Origin of the sequence: Enterobacter quasimori (assembly GCF_018597345.1) — a bacterium.
Lineage (GTDB): Bacteria > Pseudomonadota > Gammaproteobacteria > Enterobacterales > Enterobacteriaceae > Enterobacter > Enterobacter mori.
Genome location: NZ_JAHEVU010000003.1, coordinates 349,422 through 373,183 on the forward strand (window position 1 = coordinate 349,422; position 23,762 = coordinate 373,183).

The window sequence follows — 23,762 nt, forward strand, 5'->3', positions numbered from 1 at the left end:
CTCTCCCCAAAGGGGAGAGGGGATTGCACGGAGCCGTCTTTTCACCCTCGCCCCTTTGGGGAGAGGGGCGGGGTGAGGGGAGTTAAACCGCACTACGCTTGTACATCCTCCTCGGATGCCCAATCTTGCCGTACAGCATCTCCACGCTGAGAAATCCCGCTTCCACGCAGTGTTCCAGATAGCGCCGGGTAGTGGTTTTACTCAAACCCGTTTCGCTCACCACTTCATCCACGGAAAAGCAGTGCGTTGCTTTGGCGTTAAAAAGTGTTTGTACCAGCGCCAGCGTGTTCTCTTCGATGCCCTTGCTGCCGTTGTCCTGACGGTAATTTTTTGCCTGCAATTGATAGAGGGAATCCACGTTCTGCTGGTCGACTATCTTCCAGACCCGCTGCTGCTCGGCAAACTGCACAAAGCGCTCCAGCGACTGGCTGAGCCGCTTCCAGGACACCGGTTTGAGGATGTAGTCAAACGCGCCGTTGCGGATGGCCTGGCTGCAGGTGTCCATGTCACTGGCGGCGGTGATGAAAATCACCGAGCAGTTGGCGCGGGCCAGCATTGGGTTGCTGATAAGCGTGATGCCCTTGCCGTCCGGCAGGTAGTTATCCAGCAGCATCAGCTGAGGCTGCTTGCTCTCAAGCTGCGTCTGCGCGTCAGCCAGTGAAGAGGCAATCCCGACCAGCCTCAAGCGCGGGTGTTTACCGATCAGCTCCGCGTGCAGTTGCGCCAGTTCGTTCTCGTCTTCAACAATCAGTACGTCGATAAGTTCATGTTGCATAATCATTATCTTCCAGTTCTTGTGCGGGACGCCGGGCAGCTCCCATGGCGGGAATAAACAGTGAGAAAATGGCACCGCGCGGCGCGTTATCCGCAACTTCGATAGCGCCGCCCGCCTGCGTGACGTAGCTTTCAATCAGATACAGGCCAATACCGTGATCGCCGCGCGTTTTGGTGGTAATCCCGCGTTCAAATATTTGTTCACGGATCTCCGGTTTGATGCCAATACCCTGGTCGGCGACTTCAATGATGAGTTCCTGCTCGCTCAGTTTTATCAGCATTTCAACCGGCGCATGCGGAAGCGGTGCGCGCTGCGTCGCTTCAATAGCGTTATCCAGCAGGTTCCCGATAATCGAAATGAGTTCCGATTCAAGCAGCGGCAGGAAGGGTTTATCCATCCGGCAGGCGGGGTCGAAACTTAGCTCGACGCCTTTCTCCCGCGCACGCGCGGCTTTGCCTAACAGCAGGCCACACAGCGTCGGAGAGCTAAAGCGCGACGAGATAAAGTCCAGCAGCTCCTGTGCGTGTTCCGACTGTGCCTGAATATAGCCAATCGCCTCTTCATAGCGGCCCATGTGCAGCAGGCCGGAAAGGGTGGTCATCCGGTTGAGCTGCTCGTGACGCATGATGCGCAGGTTATCAACGTAGCGTTTAACCTGGCTGAGCTGGGCGCTGAGCGTGTCGATCTCATTGCGATCGCGGAAGGTAATCACCCAGCCCTGCAGCGAATTCTCCAGCATGATCCTTACCCGACTGGCAATGACCGTAAGATCGTTAAAGCGGCAGATTTCGTCATGGGTGTCTTTCGCCAGCATGGTGTGCGTATTGAAGAACGGAACGGGATCGATCACCTGGCTAATCAGTTGTCCACGCAGCTCGCGGGCGGGCTGGCTTAAGCCCAATAACTTGCGTGCTGCCTGGTTGATCACTTCGATGCGCAGATCGTCATCGATAGCGATGACCCCTTCATAGATGGATTCCATCATCGCCTTCTGCTGGCGTACCAGCAGGCCAATTTCGCGTGGCTCCAGCGAGAAGATCTGCTTCTTAATACTGCGGGTGAAAAACCAGGAGAAGATAAACAGGGCGATCAGCAGCAGCACGGCGGCGATCAGAATGTTAACCACTTTATTGACGGTGATGGTATCCAGATAGCTGGTGAGATAGCCCACCGAGACAATCCCCACGACGTGCCCCGCATCGTTAAAAATCGGCGCTTTACTGCGAAGTGAAATACCTAATCCGCCCTTGCGGATAGTGGTCGTGCTTTTACCCTGCAGAACCTCGTCGTTATCGCCGCCGACCAGCGTTTTGCCCACCCGGTCAGCAAACACCGAGTGAAACAGGTGCAGCCCTTTATTATCGCCAATCACAATAAAACTGGCGTCGCTGTGGGCCGCTATTTTCAGCATAAAGTCGCGGATGCCGTTGATATCTTTCTGTTCGACTTCTTTTCGCAAAGTAGGAATAAGCGCAATTTCTTCGGCCTGTATTTTTGCACGCGCGCTCATTTCCTGATAAAGCTGTCTTCCAACGTCGACGTAATAATATCCACCCAGTAGCGCAAACAGTACTGAGAAAAAAGCGACCAGCGAAATAAACAGCTTGATCTGAAATGACACTTTCATAACTATCACGCCGGGTATCAACAAGGCAGGCTAATATATCATCTTTTCTCGTGGTGACGCCTGCTTTGCAGAAAACTTGTGATCCCTTGCACAGCAGCACCTCTAAAAGGTTTATCCGAAACGCCAGGCGTCTTAAGGCTAAATTAATAAATGTTATTTATTTGTTCATTTAAGAAAAGAAACCATAAAAACCACGGCAATAAATAAGGTGTAAATCACATTAAATAAAAGAAACCATTAAAACCATAGCTGCCATTAAAACTTCGCTTTTAATATGCCATTCCTCACATAAAGTAAGCCTTTGTGACTCTAAGCTGAACGCACAAAATAACCAAGGGGCTTATTATGAGCACAACTGACGATTCTTTCTCTGTTACCCACGACCCGATTGAAATTCAGCGACCTTCGCTCAAAGAGCGCTGGTGGCATATTATGGATACCTGGAAAATCGGGATTATTCCTCTGCCGCTGTTCGTTCTGGCGGGCGCGCTGATTGCCATTGATTGCCTGGGCGGAAAACTGCCGAGCGATATCGTGGTCATGGTGGCGACGCTGGCCTTCTTCGGCTTTGCCTGCGGCGAGTTTGGCAAACGCCTGCCGATTGTCGGCAAGCTCGGCGCGGCGGCGATTTGCGCCACCTTTATCCCTTCCGCGCTGGTCTATTACGGCCTGCTGCCGGACGTGGTGGTCGAGTCCACCACCAAATTCTACAAATCCACCAACATTCTCTACCTCTATATCTGCTGCATTATCGTCGGCAGCATCATGAGCATGAACCGCACGGTGCTGATTCAGGGCTTCCTGCGCATCTTCTTCCCGATGCTGTGCGGCGAAATCGTCGGCATGCTGGTGGGGATGGGCGTTGGCCTGGCGCTGGGTCTGGAACCGTTCCAGATCTTCTTCTTTATCATTCTGCCGATTATGGCGGGCGGCGTCGGGGAAGGGGCAATTCCGCTTTCCATCGGCTATGCCACCCTGCTGCACATGGACCAGGGCGTGGCGCTCGGCCGCGTGCTGCCGATGGTGATGCTCGGCGGTCTGACGGCAATCATTATCTCCGGCTGCCTGAACCAGCTCGGTAAACGCTACCCGCACCTGACCGGTGAAGGCCAGCTGATGCCGAACCGCGCGAATGCCGATGCCACCGTCTCTCAGCCTGCGTTTTCCGGCAAAGCGGACGTCACCACTATCGCCTCCGGCGCGCTGCTGGCGGTGCTGCTCTACATGCTGGGCATGCTGGGACACAAGCTGATTGGCTTGCCTGCTCCGGTTGGCATGCTGTTTATGGCGGTGCTGGTGAAGCTCTGCAACGGTGCCTCTCCGCGTCTGCTGGAAGGCTCGCAGGTGGTGTACAAATTCTTCCAGACCTCCGTGACCTACCCCATCCTGTTTGCCGTCGGCGTGGCCATCACCCCGTGGCATGAACTGGTGGCGGCATTCACCGTCAGCAACCTGCTGGTGATCGTCAGCACCGTTTCCGCACTGGTGGCGACCGGCTTCTTCGTCGGCAAAAAGATTGGCATGCACCCGATTGATGTCGCCATCGTCTCCTGCTGCCAGAGCGGCCAGGGCGGTACCGGCGACGTGGCAATCCTGACCGCAGGCAATCGCATGAGCCTGATGCCGTTCGCCCAGATTGCTACCCGTATCGGCGGGGCGATTAACGTCTCCATCTCACTGCTGATTCTGGGCAACTTCCTCGTTTAAGTTTTCAGGAAAGAACAATGAAACTCGCAAGCTTTTTATACCAGGGAAAACGCAGCTACGGCATCGTCCAGGCCGACGGCGTGATTGATTTAGGCCGCCGTCTCGGCGACCGCTACGGCGACCTCAAGGCGCTGCTGCAGGGCAACGGGCTGGCGCAGGCCACCCGTTTCCTGAACGACGCCGTGGACGTGCCGCTGAGCGCCATCACCTTCTTACCGGTGATCGTGCAGCCGGAAAAAATCCTCTGCGTGGGCATGAACTACGCCGACAAGCGCAAGGAGTTTGACCAGCATAACCCGGCCCCGACGCTGTTTGTCCGCTTCCCGGATTCACAGACCGGCCACAACGAGCCGGTGCTGAAGCCGCGCCACTCCAGCGAATTTGACTATGAAGGCGAGCTGGCGGTGATCATCGGCAAAGGCGGGGAGAACATCAGCCGCGATGACGCCCTGCGCCACGTGGCGGGCTACAGCTGCTACATGGACGGCTCCGCCCGCGACTGGCAGCACACCTGGTTTACCGCCGGTAAAAACTGGCGTCAGACCGGCGCGTTTGGCCCGTGGATGGCGACAGCGGACGAAATCCCGGATCCGCATCAGCTGGCAATACGCACCTGGCTGAACGGCCGCATGGTGCAGGAAGACAACACCAGCAGCATGATCCACAAGGTTGCGGAGCTGATCGAGTACATCAGCACCTTTACCCGCCTCAGTCCGGGCGACGTGATCATCACCGGATCCCCGGGCGGGGTGGGTAAAAAGCGTAACCCGCCGCTGTTTATGAAAGAGGGCGATCGCATTGAGGTGGAGATCGAACATATCGGTCACCTGAGCAACGTGATTATGGAAGCGCCAGCCGTCGGGCTTGCAGCGGCACACTGAGAAAGGCGGCATGAACAGTCAACCCATCGATTTTCGCCACACGCTGGTGGCGAAACACCCGGAACGCTTAAGCCAGATCCGTTACCTGCTGGCAGACAGCGGCCTTGGCCTGGACAACGACATCACGCTGTTCGTCGAAGCCTGGTCCGGCCCGCAGCTGGTGGGTTGCGCAGGGCTTGCCGCCAACGTCATCAAGTGCGTGGCGGTCAACGAGCAGCTTCGCGGCGAGAACCTCAGCGCGCGGCTGCTGGCAGAGGTGGAACATGCGGCGCTGGAGCGCGGCCATTTTCACCTCTTCCTTTGCACCCGTCCGTGCAACCGGGAGCGCTTTGCCCGCAGCGGCTTCTGGCCGATTGCCCAGAGCGGGAACAACGCCGTGCTGATGGAGAACACCCCGCAGGGGATCGAGCGCTACTGCCGTTCCCTGCGCGCGAAGCGCAGGTGCGGGGAGAACATTGGCGCGATAGTGATGAACGCTAATCCGTTCACCCTCGGCCACCGCCATCTGGTGGAGCAGGCGGCGGCGCAGTGCGACGCCCTGCACCTGTTCGTGGTGCGTGAAGACGCGTCGTTCTTCCCGTTCAGCGCGCGCCTCGAGATGGTGCGCGCGGGCGTGGCGCATCTGCCCAACGTGGTGGTGCATGAAGGCTCACAGTACATCATCTCCCGCGCCACCTTCCCGGCCTACTTCCTTAAGGAGACCGGCAAAGTGCAGCAGGCGTGGAGCGAGATCGACGTGCTGATCTTCCGGGACTTTATCGCCCCGGCGCTCGGCATCACGCACCGCTTCATCGGCTCGGAGCCGTTCTGCGATATCACCCGCCAGTACAACCAGACGCTGCACGACCTGCTGGCCTCGCATATCGACGTGGTGGAAATGCCGCGCATCAAGGCCACCGGCAACGCCATTTCGGCCTCGGAAGTGCGCCGCTTACTGAAGACACAGCAGTTTTCCCGGATCCGGGAGATTGTCCCGGACTCCACCTTCGCGCATCTCGAAACGCATTACCGTGCGAGTGCCGAAGTCGCTTAACTACCAGGAATTTATCATGAAAATTGTAAGGGAGGCGCTGGCCGGAACGCAGGAGTCCAGCGACCTGATGGTGAAAATCGCTCCCGCTCACGGCGAGCTGGAGATTGTCATCCACAGTGAAGTGATTAAGCAGTTTGGCGAGCAGATCCGCCAGGTGGTCAACGACACATTGCGCGCCATGAACGTGCACCAGGGATTAATCATTATTGAAGACAAAGGGGCGCTGGACTGTGTGATCCGCGCCCGCCTGCAGAGCGCGCTGATGCGTGCCGCCGATGAACAGGCCATCAACTGGGGGGCGCTGAAATGAGCAAACTCCGCCGCAGCATGCTGTTCCTGCCGGGCGCCAACGCCGCCATGCTCTCCACCGCCTTTATCTACCGTCCCGACTCCATCATGTTTGACCTTGAGGACGCCGTTGCCCTGCGCGAGAAGGATACGGCGCGCATGCTGGTGTTCCACGCGCTGCAGCACCCGATGTATCAGGATATCGAAACCGTGGTGCGCATTAACCCGCTCAGCACGCCGTTTGGCCTGCTGGATCTGGAAGCCGCCGTGCGGGCCGGCGTGGACGTGATTCGTCTGCCGAAAACCGACACGCCGGACGATATCTACGAGCTGGAAGGCCACCTCGAGCGCATCGAGCAGGCGTGCGGCCGCGAGGTCGGATCCACCCGCGTGATGGCGGCGATTGAATCGGCCGTTGGCGTCATCAACGCCGTGGCGATTGCCCGCAGCTCCCCGCGCCTCATCGGCATCGCGCTGGCCGCCTTTGACTACGTGATGGACATGCAGACCGAGCGCGGCGACGGCACCGAGCTGTTCTACGCCCGCTGCGCCGTGCTGCACGCCGCCCGCGCTGCCGGTATCGACGCCTTCGACGTGGTGTGGTCGGACGTTAACGACGAGGCCGGTTTCCTGCGCGAGGTCGATCTGATCCGCAAGATGGGCTTCAACGGCAAATCGCTGATTAACCCGCGTCAGATTGACCTGCTGCACAACGCTTACGCCCCGACGCAGGAAGAGGTGGATCACGCCAGAAGGGTGATTGAGGCGGCAGAAGAGGGCGAGCGTAACGGCCTGGGCGTGGTGTCGCTCAACGGCAAAATGGTGGATGCACCGATTATTAACCACGCGCAGGTGGTGCTGGAGCGCGCGGCAGCCTCCGGCGTGCGTCGGTAAGGATGAGATGATGAATCAGACAGAACTTCTTCACGTGAATTTCCCCCATCTGCGGGACTTAAAACCCTTCGATACCGCCCACAGCGCCACGCCGTGGCTGGCGGACAGCGACGCGAAGCACAGCCGCAAGCTCTGCGCCTCTGTTGAAGAGGCGGTTAAGCGCTGCGGCCTGCAGGACGGGATGACCATCTCCTTCCACCATGCGTTTCGCGAAGGCGACCGGGTGATCAACACCGTCGTGGCGCTGCTGGCGCGGATGGGTTTTAAAAACCTGACGCTGGCCTCCAGCTCGCTGATGACCTGCAACGATGCGCTGATCGAGCATATTGAAAGCGGCGTCATCACCCGGATTTACACCTCGGGGATGCGCGGCAGGCTGGCGGACGCCATCTCCCACGGGCTGATGGAGGAGCCGGTGCAAATTCACTCCCACGGCGGGCGCGTGAAGCTGCTCCAGGACGGCGAGCTGAATATCGACGTGGCGTTTCTCGGCGTGCCGTGCAGCGATGAGTTTGGCAATGCCAACGGGACGCACGGTAAATCCTGCTGCGGCTCGCTGGGCTACGCCATGGTGGACGCCCACTTTGCCCGCAAGGTGGTGCTGTTGACTGAAGAGCTGGTGCCGTTCCCCAATATGCCCGCCAGCCTGGTGCAGGACCAGGTGGACTACATCGTGCAGGTTGAAAGCGTGGGCGACCCGGCGAAAATCAGCGTCGGCGCGGCGCGCGTCACCAGTAATCCGCGCGAGCTGATGATCGCCCGCTATGCCGCGGACGTCATTGAACACTCCGGCTACTTCAAACCGGGCTTCTCGATGCAGACCGGCTCCGGCGCGGCGGCCACGGCCTGCACCCGCTTTATGGAAGAGAAGATGGAGCGCAGCGGCGTGAAGGCGCGCTTTGCGCTCGGCGGCATCACCGGCAGCCTGGTGGATCTGCACGAGAAGGGGCTGATAGAAAAGCTGCTCGATACGCAGTGCTTTGACGGTCAGGCGGCGGCCTCGCTGGCGTGCAACCCGAACCACGTGGAGATCTCCACCAACGTTTACGCCAACCCCGGCAGCAAGGCGGCAAGCTGCGACCAGCTCGACGTGGTGATCCTCAGCGCGCTGGAAATCGACGTCGATTTCAACGTCAACGTCATCACCGGCTCCGACGGCGTGATGCGCGGCGCGTCCGGCGGGCACTGCGACGTGGCCGCCGCGGCGAACCTGACCATCGTGGTCGCGCCGCTGCTGCGCAGCCGTATTCCGACGGTCGTGAAGCGCGTCACCACGCGCCTCACGCCGGGCGAAAGCATTGACGTGCTGGTCACCGACCACGGCATTGCGGTCAATCCGGCGCGTCCGGAGATCCGCGAGCGGCTGCTGGAAGCCGGGCTCAACGTTGTGGATATCAGCGCGCTTTACGAGCGGGCAATTTCCCTGACCGGCGTACCAAAACCGATTGAATTTACCGACAAAATCGTCGGGGTGATCCGCTATCGCGACGGCAGCGTGATCGACACCGTTCGACAGGTGAAGGAGTCAGTATGATTTCAGCGACACCCGTGCGGGCGGGTGTCAGCCTGGACGAACTGCTGGCGGCGAAAGATCGCCGCGCGGCGCGTCAGGCTGACATGCTTGAGCACTATCAACAGCCGGTGATTTCCCTCACGCTGGTTACGCCGGGAGAAATTAAAGACAGCCTGCGCTATCGCAATACCATGGGCGTGGCGCTGCAGATGTGCGACCAGCTGCTGTGGGAGAACCGCTGGCAGGTGCTGGACCGCCAGGTGCTGTGGCTCCCGACCGGGCCAGAAGCTATCTGGTGCGTGTCCCATCCGGCGGCGGAAATCAAAGCGCACTGTGCGGATCTGGAGCAGACGCACCCGCTCGGCAGGCTGTGGGATCTGGACGTGATCTGCCCTCAGCACGGCCACGTCGGGCGTCAGTCGCTGGGGGCGAATCTCAGACGCTGCCTGATCTGCGACGAGCCCGCTCACGCCTGTTCCCGTTCGCGAAAGCATCCCGTTGAGCAGGTGGTTTCCCGCGTGGAGAAGACGATCGATGACTGGTTTGCTCGCGACTAAACCGCGCCCGGTTGACGTGCCCGCGCTTGCCGAAGCGGCGCTGTGGCAGGAGCTGGAGCTGACGCCCAAGCCGGGGCTGGTGGACACGCTCAATAACGGTTCCCATCGCGACATGGACCACGCGCTGTTCGTCCGCAGCATTGCGGCCATTACGCCATGGTTTTCGCGCTTTGCCGAGCTGGGTAGCGCGCATGCGGATAAACCTGCTGCCGAACAGTTAAGGATTATTCGCCCGATGGGGATAGCCTGCGAGCAGGCGATGTACGTCGCGACGAATGGAGTGAACACGCACAAGGGCGGGATTTTTGCCCTGGGTTTACTGTGCTTCGCCGCCGGGCGTGTGAAAAATATCTCCGCAGACAGCCTCTGCTGTGAGGTGAGTAACATCTGCCGCGGGCTGGTGTCGCGGGAGCTGGCCGCACGCAGCGGACGGGCGACGGCGGGCGAGCGGCAGTTTCAGCAGTACGGCTTAACCGGCGCGCGCGGCGAGGCGGAAAGCGGCTTCGCGACGGTGCGTAAGGCTTTGGATTCGTGGAACGGACAGTCGCTTCACGGCCTGCTGTTGCGCCTGATGGCGGTTAATCAGGACAGCAATATCGTGTCGCGCGGCGGCATGGAAGGGCTGCGCTACGTTCAGGGCTACGCGCGGGAACTGCTGGCTAACGGCTGGGACCGCGAGGCGTTGCTAAAGATGGATAAGGCATTGATTGAACGCAATCTGAGCCCGGGCGGCAGCGCGGATTTGCTGTCGGTGGGGTGGGTGCTCTCTGCAATAAAATAGCCGGGTGGCGCTAACGCTTACCCGGCCTACGGTCTGGTTTTGTAGGCCCGGTAAGCGCAGCGCCACCGGGCACAACAATCAATGCGCGATCGGCTGCGCACCGTGCGGTTCGCGCACGTGCTTGTACTTGAACAGCGCGATAAACGCGAAGAACAGCACCAGCGAGTACCCGGCGAAGATCAGCCACACGGGCTGCCAGTCGGTGATGCCGTTGGTGGTGTACATCTCAACCACTTTACCGCTCACCACGCCGCCCAGAATACAGCCGAAGCCGTTGGTCATCATCAGGAACATGCCCTGCGCGCTGGCGCGGATTTCAGGCTTCACCTCTTTTTCCACGAACACCGAACCGGAGATGTTGAAGAAGTCGAAGGCGCAGCCGTAAACGATCATCGACAGCACCAGCAGCACGGTGCCGAACGCGCTCGGGTCACCGTAGGCGAACAGGCCGAAGCGCAGCATCCACGCGGCGATACTGATCAACATGACGTTTTTGATGCCGTAGCGGCTCAGGAAGAACGGGATGGTCAGGATGAACAGCGTCTCAGAGATCTGTGAGATGGACATCATCACCGACGCGTGCTCGACGATAAAGCTTCCGGCAAACAGCGGGTTGTTATCGAAACTGTGCAGGAAGGTGTTGCCGAACATGTTGGTGATCTGCAGCTCTGCGCCCAGCAGCATGGAGAAGATAAAGAAGATCGCCATGCGTCTGTTTTTGAACAGCGCGAACGCGTCCAGGCCGAGCATGGCGCTCCAGCTCTGGTTTTTCTGCTGGTTAGACACCGGGATGTGCGGCAGCGTCAGGGTGAACAGGGCCAGCACTACGGAGAGCGCGGCACCGATATAGAGCTGCATATGGCTCAGCTCGAAGCCCGCGAAGCTCACGCCCCACATCGCCATGATAAAGCCGATGGTGCCCCAGATGCGGATAGGCGGGAAGTCGGTCACGATGTCCATGCCCGCAGATTTGATGCGGTGGTAGGAGATGGTGTTGATCAGGCCAAGCGTTGGCATATAGGCCAGCGAGTTAAGCAGGATCACCATGAACATCGCCCCCGGCGTGGTCACTTCGGCCGCCATAAACAGCGTCCCCGCACCCACCAGGTGGCAAAGCATGTACAGCCATTTCGCACTTAACCATTTATCCGCCACGATACCGAGCAGCGTTGGCATGAAGACAGCCGCAATACCGAGCGAGCTGTATACGGCACCGATTGACGCACCGTCGAACTTGAGCGTCACAAACATATAGGAGCCGAGTGTAGTCAGCCAGCTACCCCACAGGCAGAACTGCAGAAACGACAAGATTTTAAGCTGCAGCTTAAGGTTCATGTTACTTTCCTCACAAGTGAGCGGGAGATATGTTGTTTTGGGAACATTCAGGGTTGTTATTTGATGCAATTCTATCAGTTGGCAACGATATGTTTTGTTACCTCCCGCAAAAAAATGCAATCCACATTAATTTGCAGTTTGGATTGTGATGCAAATAACATTTTCGTATGGATGGGGTGAGTGCGGCCTGATGCCCTAACCCTCTCCCACGGGGAGAGGGAACTTGAATACCCTCTCCCTCTGGGAGAGGGCAGGGTGAGGGGTAGTTTTTTAGCGGCGACGATAATTCTTCTGCGCCGTATTCACCTTATACAGATAGCGGCGGGATTCCGCAGACGGGTGGCGGGTGGTGAGGGTTGAGTAGACATCCCCCGGCGCCATGCTGTTGATGATGTTCGCGGCCTGCACCTTATCGCTGGAGAAGACGCGCAGCACGCTGCCCGCACCGCCATTATAGGCCGTGATCACCGCATAGCGGCGCGACGTTGGGTTATCAATTCCGCCCAGGTACACATTATTCAGCATCGCCAGATAGGCGGTGCCGGTATCGATGTTGCTCTGCGGATCGAACAGATAGCTGCGGCTCGGCGTGCCGGATTTACCCTGCGAACGGAACACGTCTTTCCCGGCGCTGTGCTGTACCACCTGCATTAGCCCCAGGGCATCGGAACGGCTTACCGCGTACGGGTTAAACGAGGATTCGGTCTGCATTATCGCCAGGATCAGCGACTCATCCACGCCGTACTTACGCGACGCCTGACGCACCATGCCCAGGTACTTATGCGCACGCTTGTCGAGGTGGTTCGGCACCAGGTTGATGGTGATGCTGTAGATGATCTTCAGGCCGTTAGAGCGGCTTTTCAGGCGCGTTTGCAGCAGGTAGTCGGCAAATTTCGTCGCGCGACCTTCCCAGCGGATCGGCTGACCGGTCTGATCGACGACCTGACCGTACAGGAACGGCTCTTTCGAGATGGTGATATCGTCGGCATCGGAGTAGAGATCGATAGAGCCAGGATCGTCACCCATCAGCAGGGTTTTGATAATCGCCTGACGCAGGCGCGCTGCAGGGTCAGTGCCTGCGATGGTTTCAACCGTGATCGTACCGTCATCAAAGTTGATGTGGCTTCGGGTCTGATAGGCGTCGGTGTACTTAACGTAGTCCTTAGGTCCGGCGATAAGAACTTCGTTAAATCCCCATATGTTTTCGATGTTATGGGCAAACTGCCCCATCAAAATGTCAAAACCGTTGGTGTCCTTAACCCAGGCTTCGTTGTAATCATCGCCTTTTTTGGAAGAACACGAGACAAGCAACGGCGCAACAAGAGCTAGCGCTAAAAGTTTTTTCATCATTCCGGGAGTGCGTGTTGTGTTTGCTTAGTCGTTGCTGTTGCCCGGCGGCGCTACGCTTGCACGGGCCTACGGTTTTGTAGGCCGGGTAAGCGCAGCGCCACCCGGCAACAGCCGCTCGATATTATTTTTCCGGCGGCGTATAGCCTTCGATGTGTACGTCTTTACCTTCGAACAGGAAGCTCACCATCTCCTGCTCCAGAAGCTTGCGGTGCTCCGGGTTCATCATGCTGAGTTTTTTCTCGTTGATCAGCATGGTCTGCTTTTTCTGCCACTGTCCCCAGGCTTCTTTGGAGATTTCATTGTAGATGCGTTTACCCAGCTCGCCCGGATAAAGCTGGAAATCCTGGCCTTCAGCGTCACGCTGCAGGAAAGTACAAAAAATCGTTCTGGCCATACTCATTCCTCTTTTTTGACCGATGCTAAACCATTGCACCGGCACGTAATTGTTGTAACAGGCGCTCCACGGGAGCCGCCAGCCCGACTGAAGGCGGTTGCGCTAAGTTATACCAGAGAGCGGTGCCTTCATCCATGCACGAGGCGAAGGAGGACACGGGAAGCCACATCGGCACAATATCCAGATGGAAATGGCTGAAGGTATGGCGAAACGCGGTTAGCTGCGTCAGGTTATCGGCAGCTATCCCGCGCTGTTTAAGCCATTCACGCAGCAAATCTTCATCTTCAAACTGTGGGAAGCAGTATAGACCGCCCCACAGGCCGCTCGGCGGACGCTGGGCAAGGAACACCTCATCGCCGTGCTGCATCAGCAGCATATAGCCGGTGCGCTCCGGCAGCGTCTGTTTGGGTTTCTTGCCGGGATACTGCGCCCACGAATGGTTGGCATACGCCACGCAGAGAGTATTCACCGGGCAGAGTTCGCATTTTGGTTTTGAGCGCGTGCAGACCATCGCGCCGAGATCCATCATCGCCTGGTTGAAGCGCTCGACGCCGTTGGCCGGGGTGACCGCTTCACTGATTTCCCAAAGACGTTTTTCAACATCCTTCTTGCCCGGCCAGCCGTCGACGGCGTAGCAGCGTGCCAGCACGCGCTTTACGTTGCCGTCGAGGATCGGGAAATGCTTGCCTAATGAAAGGGAAAGAATCGCGCCTGCGGTGGAGCGCCCGACGCCGGGGAGATCGGCCACCTCATCGAAGGTTTCCGGGAATTTCCCGTTGTGGCGCGTCGCGACCTGCTGCGCGGCCTTGTGAAGATTACGCGCGCGGGCGTAATAGCCCAGGCCTGTCCACAGGTGCAGCACTTCGTCTAATGGCGCGTTTGCCAGATCGGTGACCGTCGGGAAGCGCGCCATAAAACGCTCGAAGTAAGGAATGACCGTGGCGACCTGCGTTTGTTGCAACATCACCTCGGAGAGCCATACTTTGTAAGGCGTTTTTTCAATTTGCCAGGGCAGGGTTTTACGCCCGTAGTTGTCGTACCAGTCCAGCACCTGGGCTGAAAATTGAGAGGCTTGCATGGTCATCGATTCGCATAATCAGGGACGCAGATTGCAGCACAGCGTCAATCTGCTGTAAACCGGATCTTTCCCATGCTTGCATAGAAGCCTTAACTTTGGATAATGCCCGTTTCCCAAACACTCTCACAAGCAGACAACTCTTTTATGAAAAACGACGTCATTTCACCGGAATTTGATGAAAACGGTCGCCCGCTGCGCCGTATTCGCAGCTTTGTCCGCCGTCAGGGCCGCCTGACAAAAGGGCAGCAACACGCGCTGGATAACTACTGGCCGGTGATGGGCGTTGAGTTCACTGAACAGCCTGTCGACTTCGCCGAACTGTTTGGCCGAGAAGCACCTGTGACGCTGGAGATCGGTTTTGGGATGGGCACCTCGCTGGTGACCATGGCAAAAGCCCGCCCGGAGCAGAACTTCCTCGGTATCGAAGTGCACTCGCCGGGCGTCGGTGCATGCCTGGCAACGGCCCATGAAGAGGGCGTTGAGAACCTGCGCGTCATGTGTCACGACGCGGTGGAAGTGCTGCACAAAATGATTCCTGACAATTCTTTGAACATGGTTCAGCTCTTTTTCCCTGACCCGTGGCACAAAGCGCGTCATAATAAACGCCGTATCGTTCAGGCACCGTTTGCCGAGCTGCTGAAAAGTAAGTTAAAACTGGGCGGCGTCTTCCACATGGCGACCGACTGGGAACCTTATGCGGAACATATGCTGGAAGTAATGTCCTCGCTGGACGGCTATAAAAACCAGTCTGAAAGCAACGACTATGTACCGCGCCCGGATTCACGTCCGGTGACAAAATTTGAACAGCGTGGCCATCGTCTTGGTCACGGTGTATGGGACTTAATGTTCGAGAGGGTGAAATAATGGCAAAGAATCGTAGCCGTCGTCTGCGTAAAAAGATGCACATCGAAGAATTCCAGGAAGTGGGCTTCTCTGTTGCCTGGCGTTTCCCGGAAGGCACCAGCGTTGAGCAGATCGATCAGGACGTTGACGCGTTCATCAATGATGTGATCGAGCCAAACAAGCTGGCCTTCGACGGTAGCGGCTATCTGGCGTGGGAAGGTCTGATCTGCACCCAGGAAGTCGGTAAATGCACCGAAGAACATCAGGCGCTGGTACGCAAATGGCTTGAAGACCACAAACTGGAAGATGTCCGCATCAGCGAACTTTTCGACGTTTGGTGGGACTAATAAAGCAAGTACAGGGCCAGCATTAGCTGGCCCATTTTGTCTGAGGGAGTGTCAAAGATGCGTAAAACGTTGCTGGCGGTTGCTTTACTGGCAATCGGATCCACCGCCCATGCGGAGTATAAATGTAGCGTCACCCCGCGTGACGACGTGGTATTAAGCCCGCAAACCGTGCAGGTCAAAGGCGAGAACGGCAATCTGGTGATTACGCCGGATGGCAGCGTAACGTTTAACGGCAAGCCGCAAAACCTGACTGCCGCCCAGCGCGAGCAGGCGAAGGATTACCAGGCCGAGCTGCGTACCGCACTGCCGTGGATTAACGACGGCGCGCTGACCCGCGTTGAGAAAAGCCGCGTCGCGCTGGATAAGATCATCACCAAAGAGGTGGGTGAGAGCAGCAATATGCGCACCCGTCTGACCAAGCTGGACAAGCAGCTTAAAGAACAGATGAACCGGATTATCGAGAATCGTACCGATGGTCTGACGTTCCACTACAAGGCGATTGATCAGGTCCGTGCTGACGGGCAGCAGCTGGTGAATCAGGCGATGGGCGGCATCCTGCAGGACAGCATCAACGAGATGGGGGCGAAAGCCGTGCTGAAAGGCGGCGGTAACCCGCTGCAGGGCGTGCTGGGTAGCCTTGGCGGCTTGCAGACCTCGATTCAGAACGAGTGGAAAAACCAGGAAGATGATTTCCAGCAGTTTGGCAAAGACGTGTGTAAACGCGTGGTGTCGCTGGAGGATAGCCGCAAGGCGCTGGTGGGGACGCTGAAGTAATTAATTTCACCCCTCACCCTAACCCTCTCCCCAAAGGGGCGAGGGGATGGTTTGCTCCCTCTCCCTTTCAGGGAGAGGGCCGGGGTGAGGGTTGCAGCATTTGTAGTGTCTCAAGGATCTTTTCTAACACCGCCTCTTCGTTATCCCAGAGTTCGTTATTCCAAAATCGAATGACATGCCAACCTTTCTTGTTAAGCCAGCACGTTCTTTGACGATCGTATTCCTGCTTTTCATCATGTTGCCCGCCATCCAGCTCAACGGCCAGACGTGCTTCGCAGCAGGCGAAATCCAGTACGTAGTTACCTACCGGATGCTGTCGACGAAATTTATAATTTTCGAAGCGACGGCTGCGTAATAAATACCACAGCCGTCTTTCTTCCTGTGTGAGCTCGCGTCTGAGCTGCTTTGCGTATGAACGAATAATTTCCATCCCCACACTCTGCCAGCCTTTCCCTCAGCCGGCAGAACGGGATGCAAAATCCTGAATCAGCCTTCAGGAATCTTCGGTGAGGAACAGCTCAAGAAGGGAGTTTAAGAACAATTTGCCGTGCTCGGTGATCTGCCAGAACGCATCACACTCGGTCAGATACCCCTGGGCCAGCGCCTCGTCGATCTGCGGGCGAATCACCGATTCCGGCAGCCCGGTGTACAGCGCAAACTCCGCGCGCGGCGCGGCTTCCAGCAGACGGAAGCGGTTCATGAAGAACTCAAACGGCTTATCCGCCGCCTCGACGTCGTGCTGACGCTCCAGATAGCGGCCTTCCATATATCCACGCGGGTGTCGGGTCTTAGCGGTGCGCAGTATGCGCCCGTCCGGGAAGGTCACCTTGCCGTGCGCGCCGCAGCCAATCCCCAGATAGTCGCCAAAGCGCCAGTAGTTCAGGTTGTGCTGACATTGATAGCCCGGCTTCGCGTAGGCGGAGGTTTCATACTGCTGATAGCCCGCAGCGGTCAGAAGCCTGTGGCCCTGCTCGAAGATATCCCACAGCGCGTCGTCATCCGGCAGCACCGGCGGGCGCGAGCCAAACAGGGTGTTGGGCTCGATGGTGAGCTGATACCACGACAGATGCGGCGGGTTCAGTTCGATCGCCTGGCGCAGGTCGTCCAGCGCCTCTTCCAGCGACTGATCCGGCAGGCCGTGCATCAAATCCAGGTTAAAGCTGCGAAGATTAAGCCCGGTCGCCAGGTTCGCCGCGCGCTTCGCCTCTTCCGGGCCGTGAATGCGGCCCAGACGTTTCAGTTTCGGCTCGCTAAAGCTCTGCACGCCGATGGAGATGCGGTTTACGCCCGCACGCTGATAGTCGACAAAACGGTCGGCCTCAACGGTGCCGGGGTTGGCTTCCATCGTAATTTCAGCATCCGCTGCCAGGTTCAGACGCGCGCGCACGCCGTCCAGCAGCGTCTGCATCGCCGGGCCGGACAGCAGGCTCGGCGTACCGCCGCCAATGAAAATGGTCTTAACTTCACGTCCCTGTGCGTAAGCGACATCGGCGTCCAGGTCGGCCAGCAGATGCGCAACGTAGTCATCGTGCGGCACTTCGCCCTTCAGCGCGTGCGAGTTGAAATCGCAGTACGGGCATTTCTGCACGCACCACGGGATGTGAATATACAGACTCAGAGGCGGCAAATTAGCCATTACGCAGTGCTTCCAGTAACAGTTTCAGCGCGCGTCCACGGTGGGATATCGCGCTTTTCTCTTCGCGGGTCAGTTCCGCGGCGGTTTTGCCCTCGGTCGGGACAAAGAAGATCGGGTCGTAGCCAAAGCCGCCGTTGCCCGCTGCTTCACGGGTAATCACCCCCGGCCAGCTGCCGTGGCAGACGATAGGCGTCGGGTCTTCCGCATGACGCAGATAAACCAGCACGCAGTGGAACTGCGCGGTGCGCTGTTCGTCCGGTACGTCCTTCAGGGCGACAAGCAGCTTTTCGAGATTCTGCTGGTCGGTAGCGTCTACGCCGGAATAGCGTGCAGAGTAAATCCCCGGCGCACCGCCGAGAAAATCCACGGCCAGGCCTGAGTCGTCGGCAATCGCGGGCAGGCCCGTAATCTGCGCGGCGTGGCGCGCTTTCAGGATCGCGTTTTCGATAAACGTCAGGCCCGTCTCTTCGGCGGACTCGACGCCAAGCTCGGTCTGGGCGACCACGTTCAGCCCAAAATCATTTAATAGCGAGGCCAGCTCGCGCACTTTACCGGCGTTACCGGTCGCGAGAACAACTTTCTGCATGGTTTAGTCCTGTTCTGTCAGAGCCGCGACTTCCGTCGGGATTACTTGCGGATTGAGGATTTTTACCTGTTTATGCCGCCCAAGTTCACCTTTTTCAATGATGACCTGGCTTTTGGCGACGCGAAACTGTTTTGCCAGATATTTGGTCAGATGCGCGTTCGCCTGGCCGTCAACCGGCGGGGCGGTGATGGCGACTTTCAACTCGTCGCCATGAAGCCCAACAATACTGTCACGGCTGGCTTTCGGCTGAATATACAGCCGCAAAACCAGCCCGTCAGCGCAGGTGCTTACGGCACTCATAGCGCCATCCACAGCCCCGGCAGCAGCATGTTGCCCGTGGACTGTAACAGCTCGGCGATACCCATGTTGACCACATACAGCAGCAGTACCAGGATCATCGGCGAGAAATCAATACCGCCCATCGAAGGCAGCAGGTTGCGAATAGGACGCAGCAGCGGTTCGGCCAGTTGGATCAGCGCATATTCAACCGGACTACGGCCCTGGCTTACCCAGCTCATTATCGCCATCACCAGCAGCACCCAGAAGATCAGCAACCCGACGGTTTTGACCAGAATCAGGACCGCAGCAATCCAGATAATCGGCTGGAAAGTGATGACCATAAACAGCACGATCGCTTTGATAACGCTCAAAATAAACGCCACCAGCAGAGACGAACTGTCGATGGGACCCATCGCCGGAATAATACGGCGCAGCGGCCCGACAACAGGTTGCGTGATTTTCACGACAAACTGGGAAAACGGATTGTAAAAATCACAGCGGGCCCACTGCATCCAGACGCGCAGTAAAAGCGCCATCGTATACAGCTCAAGCACCGTTGAGAGCAGGAAAGTCAACGTCTTCATGGCGTTCCTCAGGTTTCCTTATTATTTTGAGTAGTCGCGCGCACCGAAAATTGCCGTGCCGATGCGCACCATAGTGCTGCCTGCCGCGATGGCGGCTTCCATATCATCCGACATGCCCAGCGAAAGCGTGTCTACCGTTTCATAGCGCGCTTTAAGCGCCTCAAATGCTACAGCCATTTGCTGTGCCACGGCAAACTGCCTTTCATAACTTGACTCAGGCGCCGGAATGGCCATCAGCCCGCGCAGGGTTAAACGCGGCAGGGCGGCGATTTCTTCTGCCAGTGCATCCAGCTCGCTCAGCGCAATGCCGGACTTGCTGTTTTCGTCGCTGATATTGATTTGAATCAGCACGTTAAGCGCGGGCATCTCTGCGGGCCGCTGGTCGTTCAGACGGGTAGCAATGCGCAGTCGGTCAACGGTATGGCACCAGTCAAAATGCTCTGCCACCAGACGGCTTTTGTTCGACTGCAGCGGGCCGATAAAGTGCCACTGCAGATCCGAATTCCCCTGCTCCTGGAAGGTGCGAATTTTATCCACGCCTTCCTGCACGTAGTTTTCGCCAAACGCCCGGTGGCCTGCCGCTATCGCTTCTGCGATGGCGCTCGCAGGCTTAGTTTTGCTGACTGCAAGCAGGGTAATTTCTTCTGAAGCACGGCCGCAACGCGTTGCAGCGGCTGAGATTTTGTCCCGGACCTGTGCCAGGTTATGCGCAATGTCGTTCATTTTCCGAGGAGTAGTCTATGGATGTGGAAGAAATTGTGGCCCTTAGTGTAAAGCATAACGTCTCCGATCTACACCTGTGCAGTGATTCACCGCCGCGCTGGCGCAGATTAGGCCGCCTTGAACCGGCCCCGTTTCCGGCCCCGGACGTTGAGGCGCTGTTAAAAACCTGGCTCAACGATGAACAGCAGGGCGCGTGGTGGGCAAACGGACAGGTAGACTTTGCCGTCACGCTCACAGGCAATCAGCGTCTTCGCGGCAGTGCGTTTACGCATATGAAGGGGGTGTCGATCGCCTTGCGCCTGTTGCCGCTCGCGTGCCCGCAGCTTTCTGCACTGGGTGTGCCCAGGGCTATCCCGGAACTGCTCTCCAGCGAAAGCGGGTTGATTCTGGTGACGGGTGCGACCGGTAGCGGAAAATCCACGACGCTTGCGGCGATGGTGGATTTTCTCAACCATCACACTGACGGCCACATACTGACGCTCGAAGATCCGGTGGAGTTTATGTACCAGAGTGAACGCTGCCTGATACAGCAGCGGGAGATGGGTCAGTACAGTCTCTCCTTTGCCGAGGCGCTGCGCAGTGCGCTGCGTGAAGATCCGGACGTTATTCTGCTGGGGGAACTGCGCGATAGCGAGACTATCCGCCTGGCGCTGACGGCGGCCGAAACTGGGCACCTGGTGCTGGCGACGCTGCATACGCGCGGCGCTTCGCAGGCGATTGAACGGCTGGTGGATACCTTCCCGGCGCAGGAGAAAGATCCGGTGCGTAACCAGCTGGCAGGTAGCCTTCGCGCTGTACTGGCGCAAAAACTGCTCCAGGACGTGCAGGGCGGACGCGTGGCGCTTTATGAACTGCTGGTGAACACCTCGGCGGCGGCGAATCTCATCCGCGAAGGGAAAACGTGGCAATTACCCGGCATCATACAAACCGGTCAGCAGGCGGGAATGCAGAACTTTGAGCAGAGTCTCGCGGAAAGGCGGGCGCAGGGGCGGCTGTAGGCCCCGGCGCTCAGTAACCTTGTTCGAAATAGCTTTCGAGAATGATGACGGCTGAGGCGGAGTCGACGCTGCCTTTGTTCAGCGCCCGGAAACCCCCGTGCTCAAACAGGCCTGCGCGCGCTTCGACGGTACTCAGACGTTCATCGTGGAGCTTTACCGACACGCCAAAGCGGCCATGAATTTTGTTGGCGAACTTACGCGCGCGGGCGGTGAGCGGCTGTTCGGTGCCGTCCATGTTCAGCGGCAAGCCCACAATCACGTCGTCCGGCTGCCACTCTTTGAGCAGGCGCTCGATGAGGTTCCAGTCCGGCGTGCCGTCGTTGGCCTTGAGTGCCGTCAAAGGGCGCGCCGTGCCTGTGATGCGCTGACCAACGGCGACGCCGATGCTTTTGGTACCAAAATCGAAGGCCAGAAGCGTTCCGCTCATTACGCGTGCCCCGCTACGCCTGGCATGGTCAGAATATCGATGCCAATCAGTTTCGCCGCGTCACGCCAGCGATCGGCGATAGGCGTTTTAAACAGGATGTTCATATCGGCAGGTGCGGTCAGCCACGCGTTATCCAGTATCTCTTGTTCAAGCTGGCCTTTCTCCCACGAGGAGTAGCCCAGCGCGACAAGCACTTCGGAAGGTTGCTCGGCAGTGCCCAGCGTTTCAAGCACGTCGCGAGAGGTCGTGACAACGGTGTTGTCGGAGATACGAATACTGGAAGAGAAGATCGGCGGCGTATGCAGGATAAAACCACGATCTTCCGCGAGCGGGCCACCCAGCATCACCGGTTTATCGAGACGGATCTCCGGGAGACGCGCTTCAGCGGTGATTTTCAGCTTGTCCAGAATTCCTTCAACCTGCAGGTTTTCCAGCGGCTTGTTGATGATAATCCCCATCGCACCGTCTTCGTTGTATTCGCAAATATAAACCACGGCGCGGCGGAAAATCGGATCCTGGAGAGCAGGCATGGCAATAAGAAAGTGATGCTGTAAATTCATTGTCAGAGGTACTGTTTCCTGGTTTAAAAAGCGACAGCGCCCAGTATGGGGATAAACCTGGGCGCTGTCACAGATTATTTCTGTAAACGTTTTTCGATAGCGTCCATCAGCATTCCGGTGATCGAGATCGGGAACTCCGCTTCGATTTCACGGATGCAGGTCGGGCTGGTGACGTTCACTTCGGTCAGGCGATCGCCGATGATATCCAGCCCAACGAAGATCAGGCCTTTGGCCTTCAGCGTCGGGCCGACGCGGCGGGCAATTTCCCAGTCGCTCTCGGTCAGCGGACGGGGTTCACCGCGACCACCGGCGGCCAGATTACCGCGGGTTTCGCCACCCTGAGGAATACGCGCCAGGCAGTAAGGTACAGGTTCGCCATCTACGACCAGCACGCGCTTATCGCCGTCTTTGATCGCCGGAATGTAGTTCTGCGCCATGCAGTAACGCGTACCGAGCTCGGTGAGGGTTTCGGCAATCACGCCAATGTTCGGGTCGCCCTCTTTCACGCGGAAAATCGACGCGCCGCCCATGCCGTCCAGCGGCTTCATGATGATATCGCCGTGCTTCTGCCAGAACGCTTTCAGCTGCGCCTTGCTGCGGGTCACCAGGGTTTCCGGCGTCAGGTCAGAGAACCAGGCGGTGTAGAGCTTCTCGTTACAGTCGCGCAGGCTCTGCGGCTTGTTGACGATCAGCGTCCCTTTCTCTTCTGCACGCTCAAGAATGTAGGTGCTGTAGATGTATTCGGTGTCGAACGGCGGATCTTTACGCATCAGGATCACGTTAAGGTCGGCCAGGGCAATGTCCTGCTCGGTGCCGAATTCGTACCATTTGTCGTAGTTCTGCTCGACGTTAACGATGCGGGTGCGCGCGCGGGCTTCACCGTTGATCAGGTAAAGATCGTTCATCTCCATATAGTGGAGTTCATAGCCGCGACGCTGCGCTTCCAGCAGCATGGCGAAGCTGGAATCTTTCTTGATGTTAATGTTTGCGATGGGGTCCATCACGATGCCGAGCTTGATCATGTTCTTCTCCGTTATTACTTCAACCCAGATCGCCAAACCGTACCTGTAGCGCGGTAATGGCCGTGAGTGCCGTTGTCTCAGTGCGCAGAACGCGAGGTCCCAACAGAATATCAGTAAACTGGTAACGTGCCGTCATCGCAATTTCGTCCGCCGACAGGCCGCCTTCGGGGCCAATCAACAGACGTACGCGCTCGACGGGCAATGGCAGCGTATTGATGCTGGCGCTGGCGCGCGGATGGAGATTGAGCTTCAGCCCGCTGTCCTCTTCTGCACACCAGCCTTCCAGGTCCATCGCCGGGCGGATCTCCGGAATACGGTTGCGGCCACTCTGTTCGCACGCCGCAATGGCAATTTTCTGCCACTGCTGGATCTTTTTGTTCAGACGTTCCGCATCCAGTTTAACGCCACAGCGTTCAGAAAAAAGTGGCGTAATGAGGCTTACACCCAGTTCAATGGATTTCTGAATGGTGAATTCCATTTTCTCACCGCGCGACATCACCTGGCCCAGATGAATGTGCAGCGGCGATTCCCGGTCATCCACTTCGCCACGCAGCACGTTAACGTGCACGCTTTTTTTATCAGACCGCGTGATTTCCGCGTCGAAAACCTGGTTCGAGCCGTCGAACAGCTGTATTGCCTGACCTGCCCCCATGCGCAGCACGCGGCCCACGTGGTTGGCGGCGTCATCAGACAGGGCGATTTCGCGGCCTGCGGTAATCAGTTCAGGATGGTAAATGCGGGGAATGCGCATAGTCAGAAATTCCATGTGT

The 23,762-nt window shown here is 57.8% G+C and carries 28 protein-coding genes; 12 read left to right on the plus strand and 16 right to left on the minus strand.

Translation table 11 applies throughout. The features are described 5' to 3' along the window. Positions 1-82 precede the first annotated feature (82 nt). Both KK102_RS13710 and KK102_RS13715 read right to left on the minus strand, forming a co-directional pair. Entirely contained in the window at positions 83-775 is a 693-nt protein-coding gene (locus KK102_RS13710) for a response regulator (protein WP_010435522.1), read from the minus strand. After that, positions 765-2,402, minus strand: coding sequence for an ATP-binding protein (locus KK102_RS13715; protein WP_216357816.1), 1,638 nt, complete (start codon positions 2,400-2,402; stop codon positions 765-767). The genes KK102_RS13710 and KK102_RS13715 overlap by 11 nt, the downstream gene beginning before the upstream one ends. A gap of 345 nt (positions 2,403-2,747) precedes the next feature. On the opposite strand from KK102_RS13715, the gene KK102_RS13720 reads away from it, so the two are divergent. The 8 genes from KK102_RS13720 to citG are packed head-to-tail and all read left to right on the plus strand — an operon-like array spanning position 2,748 to position 10,056. Continuing rightward, positions 2,748-4,109, plus strand: coding sequence for a 2-hydroxycarboxylate transporter family protein (locus tag KK102_RS13720; RefSeq protein WP_023333366.1), 1,362 nt, complete (start codon positions 2,748-2,750; stop codon positions 4,107-4,109). Between the two features lie 17 nt (positions 4,110-4,126). Next, entirely contained in the window at positions 4,127-4,990 is an 864-nt protein-coding gene (locus KK102_RS13725) for a fumarylacetoacetate hydrolase family protein (RefSeq protein ID WP_120158650.1), read from the plus strand. Positions 4,991-5,000: 10 nt separating this feature from the next. Next, positions 5,001-6,023, plus strand: coding sequence for a [citrate (pro-3S)-lyase] ligase (gene citC / locus KK102_RS13730; protein WP_126545016.1), 1,023 nt, complete (start codon positions 5,001-5,003; stop codon positions 6,021-6,023). Positions 6,024-6,039: 16 nt separating this feature from the next. Continuing rightward, positions 6,040-6,333: a citrate lyase acyl carrier protein gene (gene citD, locus KK102_RS13735; RefSeq protein WP_008499773.1), complete on the plus strand. Its 294-nt coding sequence runs from the start codon at positions 6,040-6,042 to the stop codon at positions 6,331-6,333. Continuing rightward, positions 6,330-7,205, plus strand: coding sequence for a citrate (pro-3S)-lyase subunit beta (citE, locus tag KK102_RS13740; protein WP_216357817.1), 876 nt, complete (start codon positions 6,330-6,332; stop codon positions 7,203-7,205). Before citD ends, citE begins: the two co-directional genes overlap by 4 nt. 10 nt (positions 7,206-7,215) lie before the next feature. After that, positions 7,216-8,739 carry a citrate lyase subunit alpha gene (gene citF, locus KK102_RS13745; RefSeq protein ID WP_216357818.1) on the plus strand — a complete coding sequence of 508 codons (1,524 nt, stop codon included), beginning with the start codon at positions 7,216-7,218 and terminating at the stop codon, positions 8,737-8,739. Beyond that, complete coding sequence (citX, locus tag KK102_RS13750; RefSeq protein ID WP_126545013.1) at positions 8,736-9,275, plus strand: citrate lyase holo-[acyl-carrier protein] synthase; 540 nt, start codon at positions 8,736-8,738, stop codon at positions 9,273-9,275. Before citF ends, citX begins: the two co-directional genes overlap by 4 nt. Then, positions 9,253-10,056, plus strand: a complete 804-nt coding sequence (gene citG, locus KK102_RS13755) for a triphosphoribosyl-dephospho-CoA synthase CitG (protein ID WP_126545012.1) — start codon at positions 9,253-9,255, stop codon at positions 10,054-10,056. Before citX ends, citG begins: the two co-directional genes overlap by 23 nt. Before the next feature lie 78 nt (positions 10,057-10,134). On the opposite strand, the gene KK102_RS13760 is transcribed toward citG, so the two are convergent. The 4 genes from KK102_RS13760 to mutY all read right to left on the minus strand — a co-directional run bounded on the left by KK102_RS13760 (position 10,135) and on the right by mutY (position 14,213). Beyond that, positions 10,135-11,391, minus strand: a complete 1,257-nt coding sequence (locus KK102_RS13760; protein ID WP_126545011.1) for a nucleoside permease — start codon at positions 11,389-11,391, stop codon at positions 10,135-10,137. A gap of 270 nt (positions 11,392-11,661) precedes the next feature. Then, positions 11,662-12,738: a membrane-bound lytic murein transglycosylase MltC gene (gene mltC, locus KK102_RS13765; RefSeq protein WP_216357819.1), complete on the minus strand. Its 1,077-nt coding sequence runs from the start codon at positions 12,736-12,738 to the stop codon at positions 11,662-11,664. A gap of 124 nt (positions 12,739-12,862) precedes the next feature. Then, positions 12,863-13,135, minus strand: coding sequence for an oxidative damage protection protein (locus KK102_RS13770; RefSeq protein ID WP_008499765.1), 273 nt, complete (start codon positions 13,133-13,135; stop codon positions 12,863-12,865). Positions 13,136-13,160: 25 nt separating this feature from the next. Beyond that, positions 13,161-14,213, minus strand: coding sequence for an A/G-specific adenine glycosylase (gene mutY, locus KK102_RS13775; RefSeq protein WP_216357820.1), 1,053 nt, complete (start codon positions 14,211-14,213; stop codon positions 13,161-13,163). A gap of 144 nt (positions 14,214-14,357) precedes the next feature. Between mutY and trmB the strand changes: the two genes are divergently transcribed. Genes trmB through KK102_RS13790 form a run of 3 tightly spaced genes read left to right on the plus strand, consistent with a single transcriptional unit; the run spans position 14,358 to position 16,177 of the window. Then, positions 14,358-15,077: a tRNA (guanosine(46)-N7)-methyltransferase TrmB gene (gene trmB / locus KK102_RS13780; protein ID WP_114980011.1), complete on the plus strand. Its 720-nt coding sequence runs from the start codon at positions 14,358-14,360 to the stop codon at positions 15,075-15,077. Continuing rightward, on the plus strand, positions 15,077-15,403 hold the full coding sequence (locus tag KK102_RS13785; protein WP_010435485.1) for a YggL family protein: 327 nt from the start codon (positions 15,077-15,079) through the stop codon (positions 15,401-15,403). The genes trmB and KK102_RS13785 overlap by 1 nt, the downstream gene beginning before the upstream one ends. Positions 15,404-15,460: 57 nt before the next feature. Then, complete coding sequence (locus KK102_RS13790) at positions 15,461-16,177, plus strand: YggN family protein (protein ID WP_216357821.1); 717 nt, start codon at positions 15,461-15,463, stop codon at positions 16,175-16,177. Between the two features lie 67 nt (positions 16,178-16,244). On the opposite strand, the gene KK102_RS13795 is transcribed toward KK102_RS13790, so the two are convergent. The 6 genes from KK102_RS13795 to KK102_RS13820 all read right to left on the minus strand — a co-directional run bounded on the left by KK102_RS13795 (position 16,245) and on the right by KK102_RS13820 (position 19,985). Beyond that, on the minus strand, positions 16,245-16,607 hold the full coding sequence (locus tag KK102_RS13795; protein WP_216357822.1) for an endonuclease domain-containing protein: 363 nt from the start codon (positions 16,605-16,607) through the stop codon (positions 16,245-16,247). A gap of 63 nt (positions 16,608-16,670) precedes the next feature. Beyond that, positions 16,671-17,813, minus strand: a complete 1,143-nt coding sequence (gene hemW, locus KK102_RS13800; protein WP_010435478.1) for a radical SAM family heme chaperone HemW — start codon at positions 17,811-17,813, stop codon at positions 16,671-16,673. Continuing rightward, a complete protein-coding gene (locus KK102_RS13805; protein ID WP_216357823.1) occupies positions 17,806-18,399 on the minus strand; it encodes an XTP/dITP diphosphatase in 594 nt (197 codons plus the stop codon). The genes hemW and KK102_RS13805 overlap by 8 nt, the downstream gene beginning before the upstream one ends. A gap of 3 nt (positions 18,400-18,402) precedes the next feature. Beyond that, on the minus strand, positions 18,403-18,699 hold the full coding sequence (gene yggU / locus KK102_RS13810) for a DUF167 family protein YggU (RefSeq protein WP_010435470.1): 297 nt from the start codon (positions 18,697-18,699) through the stop codon (positions 18,403-18,405). Further along, positions 18,696-19,262 (minus strand): YggT family protein, encoded by a 567-nt coding sequence (locus KK102_RS13815; RefSeq protein WP_010435467.1) that lies wholly within the window; start codon positions 19,260-19,262, stop codon positions 18,696-18,698. The genes yggU and KK102_RS13815 overlap by 4 nt, the downstream gene beginning before the upstream one ends. A gap of 21 nt (positions 19,263-19,283) precedes the next feature. After that, entirely contained in the window at positions 19,284-19,985 is a 702-nt protein-coding gene (locus KK102_RS13820) for a YggS family pyridoxal phosphate-dependent enzyme (protein WP_216357824.1), read from the minus strand. Positions 19,986-20,002: 17 nt separating this feature from the next. Between KK102_RS13820 and KK102_RS13825 the strand changes: the two genes are divergently transcribed. After that, complete coding sequence (locus KK102_RS13825; protein WP_216357825.1) at positions 20,003-20,983, plus strand: type IV pilus twitching motility protein PilT; 981 nt, start codon at positions 20,003-20,005, stop codon at positions 20,981-20,983. A 10-nt stretch (positions 20,984-20,993) separates the two neighbouring features. Here the strand turns inward: KK102_RS13825 and ruvX are convergent, their stop codons facing one another. From ruvX to rsmE, 4 genes are all read right to left on the minus strand, one after another. After that, entirely contained in the window at positions 20,994-21,410 is a 417-nt protein-coding gene (ruvX, locus tag KK102_RS13830) for a Holliday junction resolvase RuvX (RefSeq protein ID WP_006811925.1), read from the minus strand. Further along, complete coding sequence (locus tag KK102_RS13835; protein WP_126545002.1) at positions 21,410-21,970, minus strand: YqgE/AlgH family protein; 561 nt, start codon at positions 21,968-21,970, stop codon at positions 21,410-21,412. Before KK102_RS13835 ends, ruvX begins: the two co-directional genes overlap by 1 nt. 74 nt (positions 21,971-22,044) lie before the next feature. Then, positions 22,045-22,992, minus strand: a complete 948-nt coding sequence (gene gshB, locus KK102_RS13840) for a glutathione synthase (RefSeq protein ID WP_010435454.1) — start codon at positions 22,990-22,992, stop codon at positions 22,045-22,047. A 19-nt stretch (positions 22,993-23,011) separates the two neighbouring features. After that, positions 23,012-23,743, minus strand: coding sequence for a 16S rRNA (uracil(1498)-N(3))-methyltransferase (gene rsmE / locus KK102_RS13845; RefSeq protein WP_216357826.1), 732 nt, complete (start codon positions 23,741-23,743; stop codon positions 23,012-23,014). Positions 23,744-23,762: the final 19 nt, after the last annotated feature.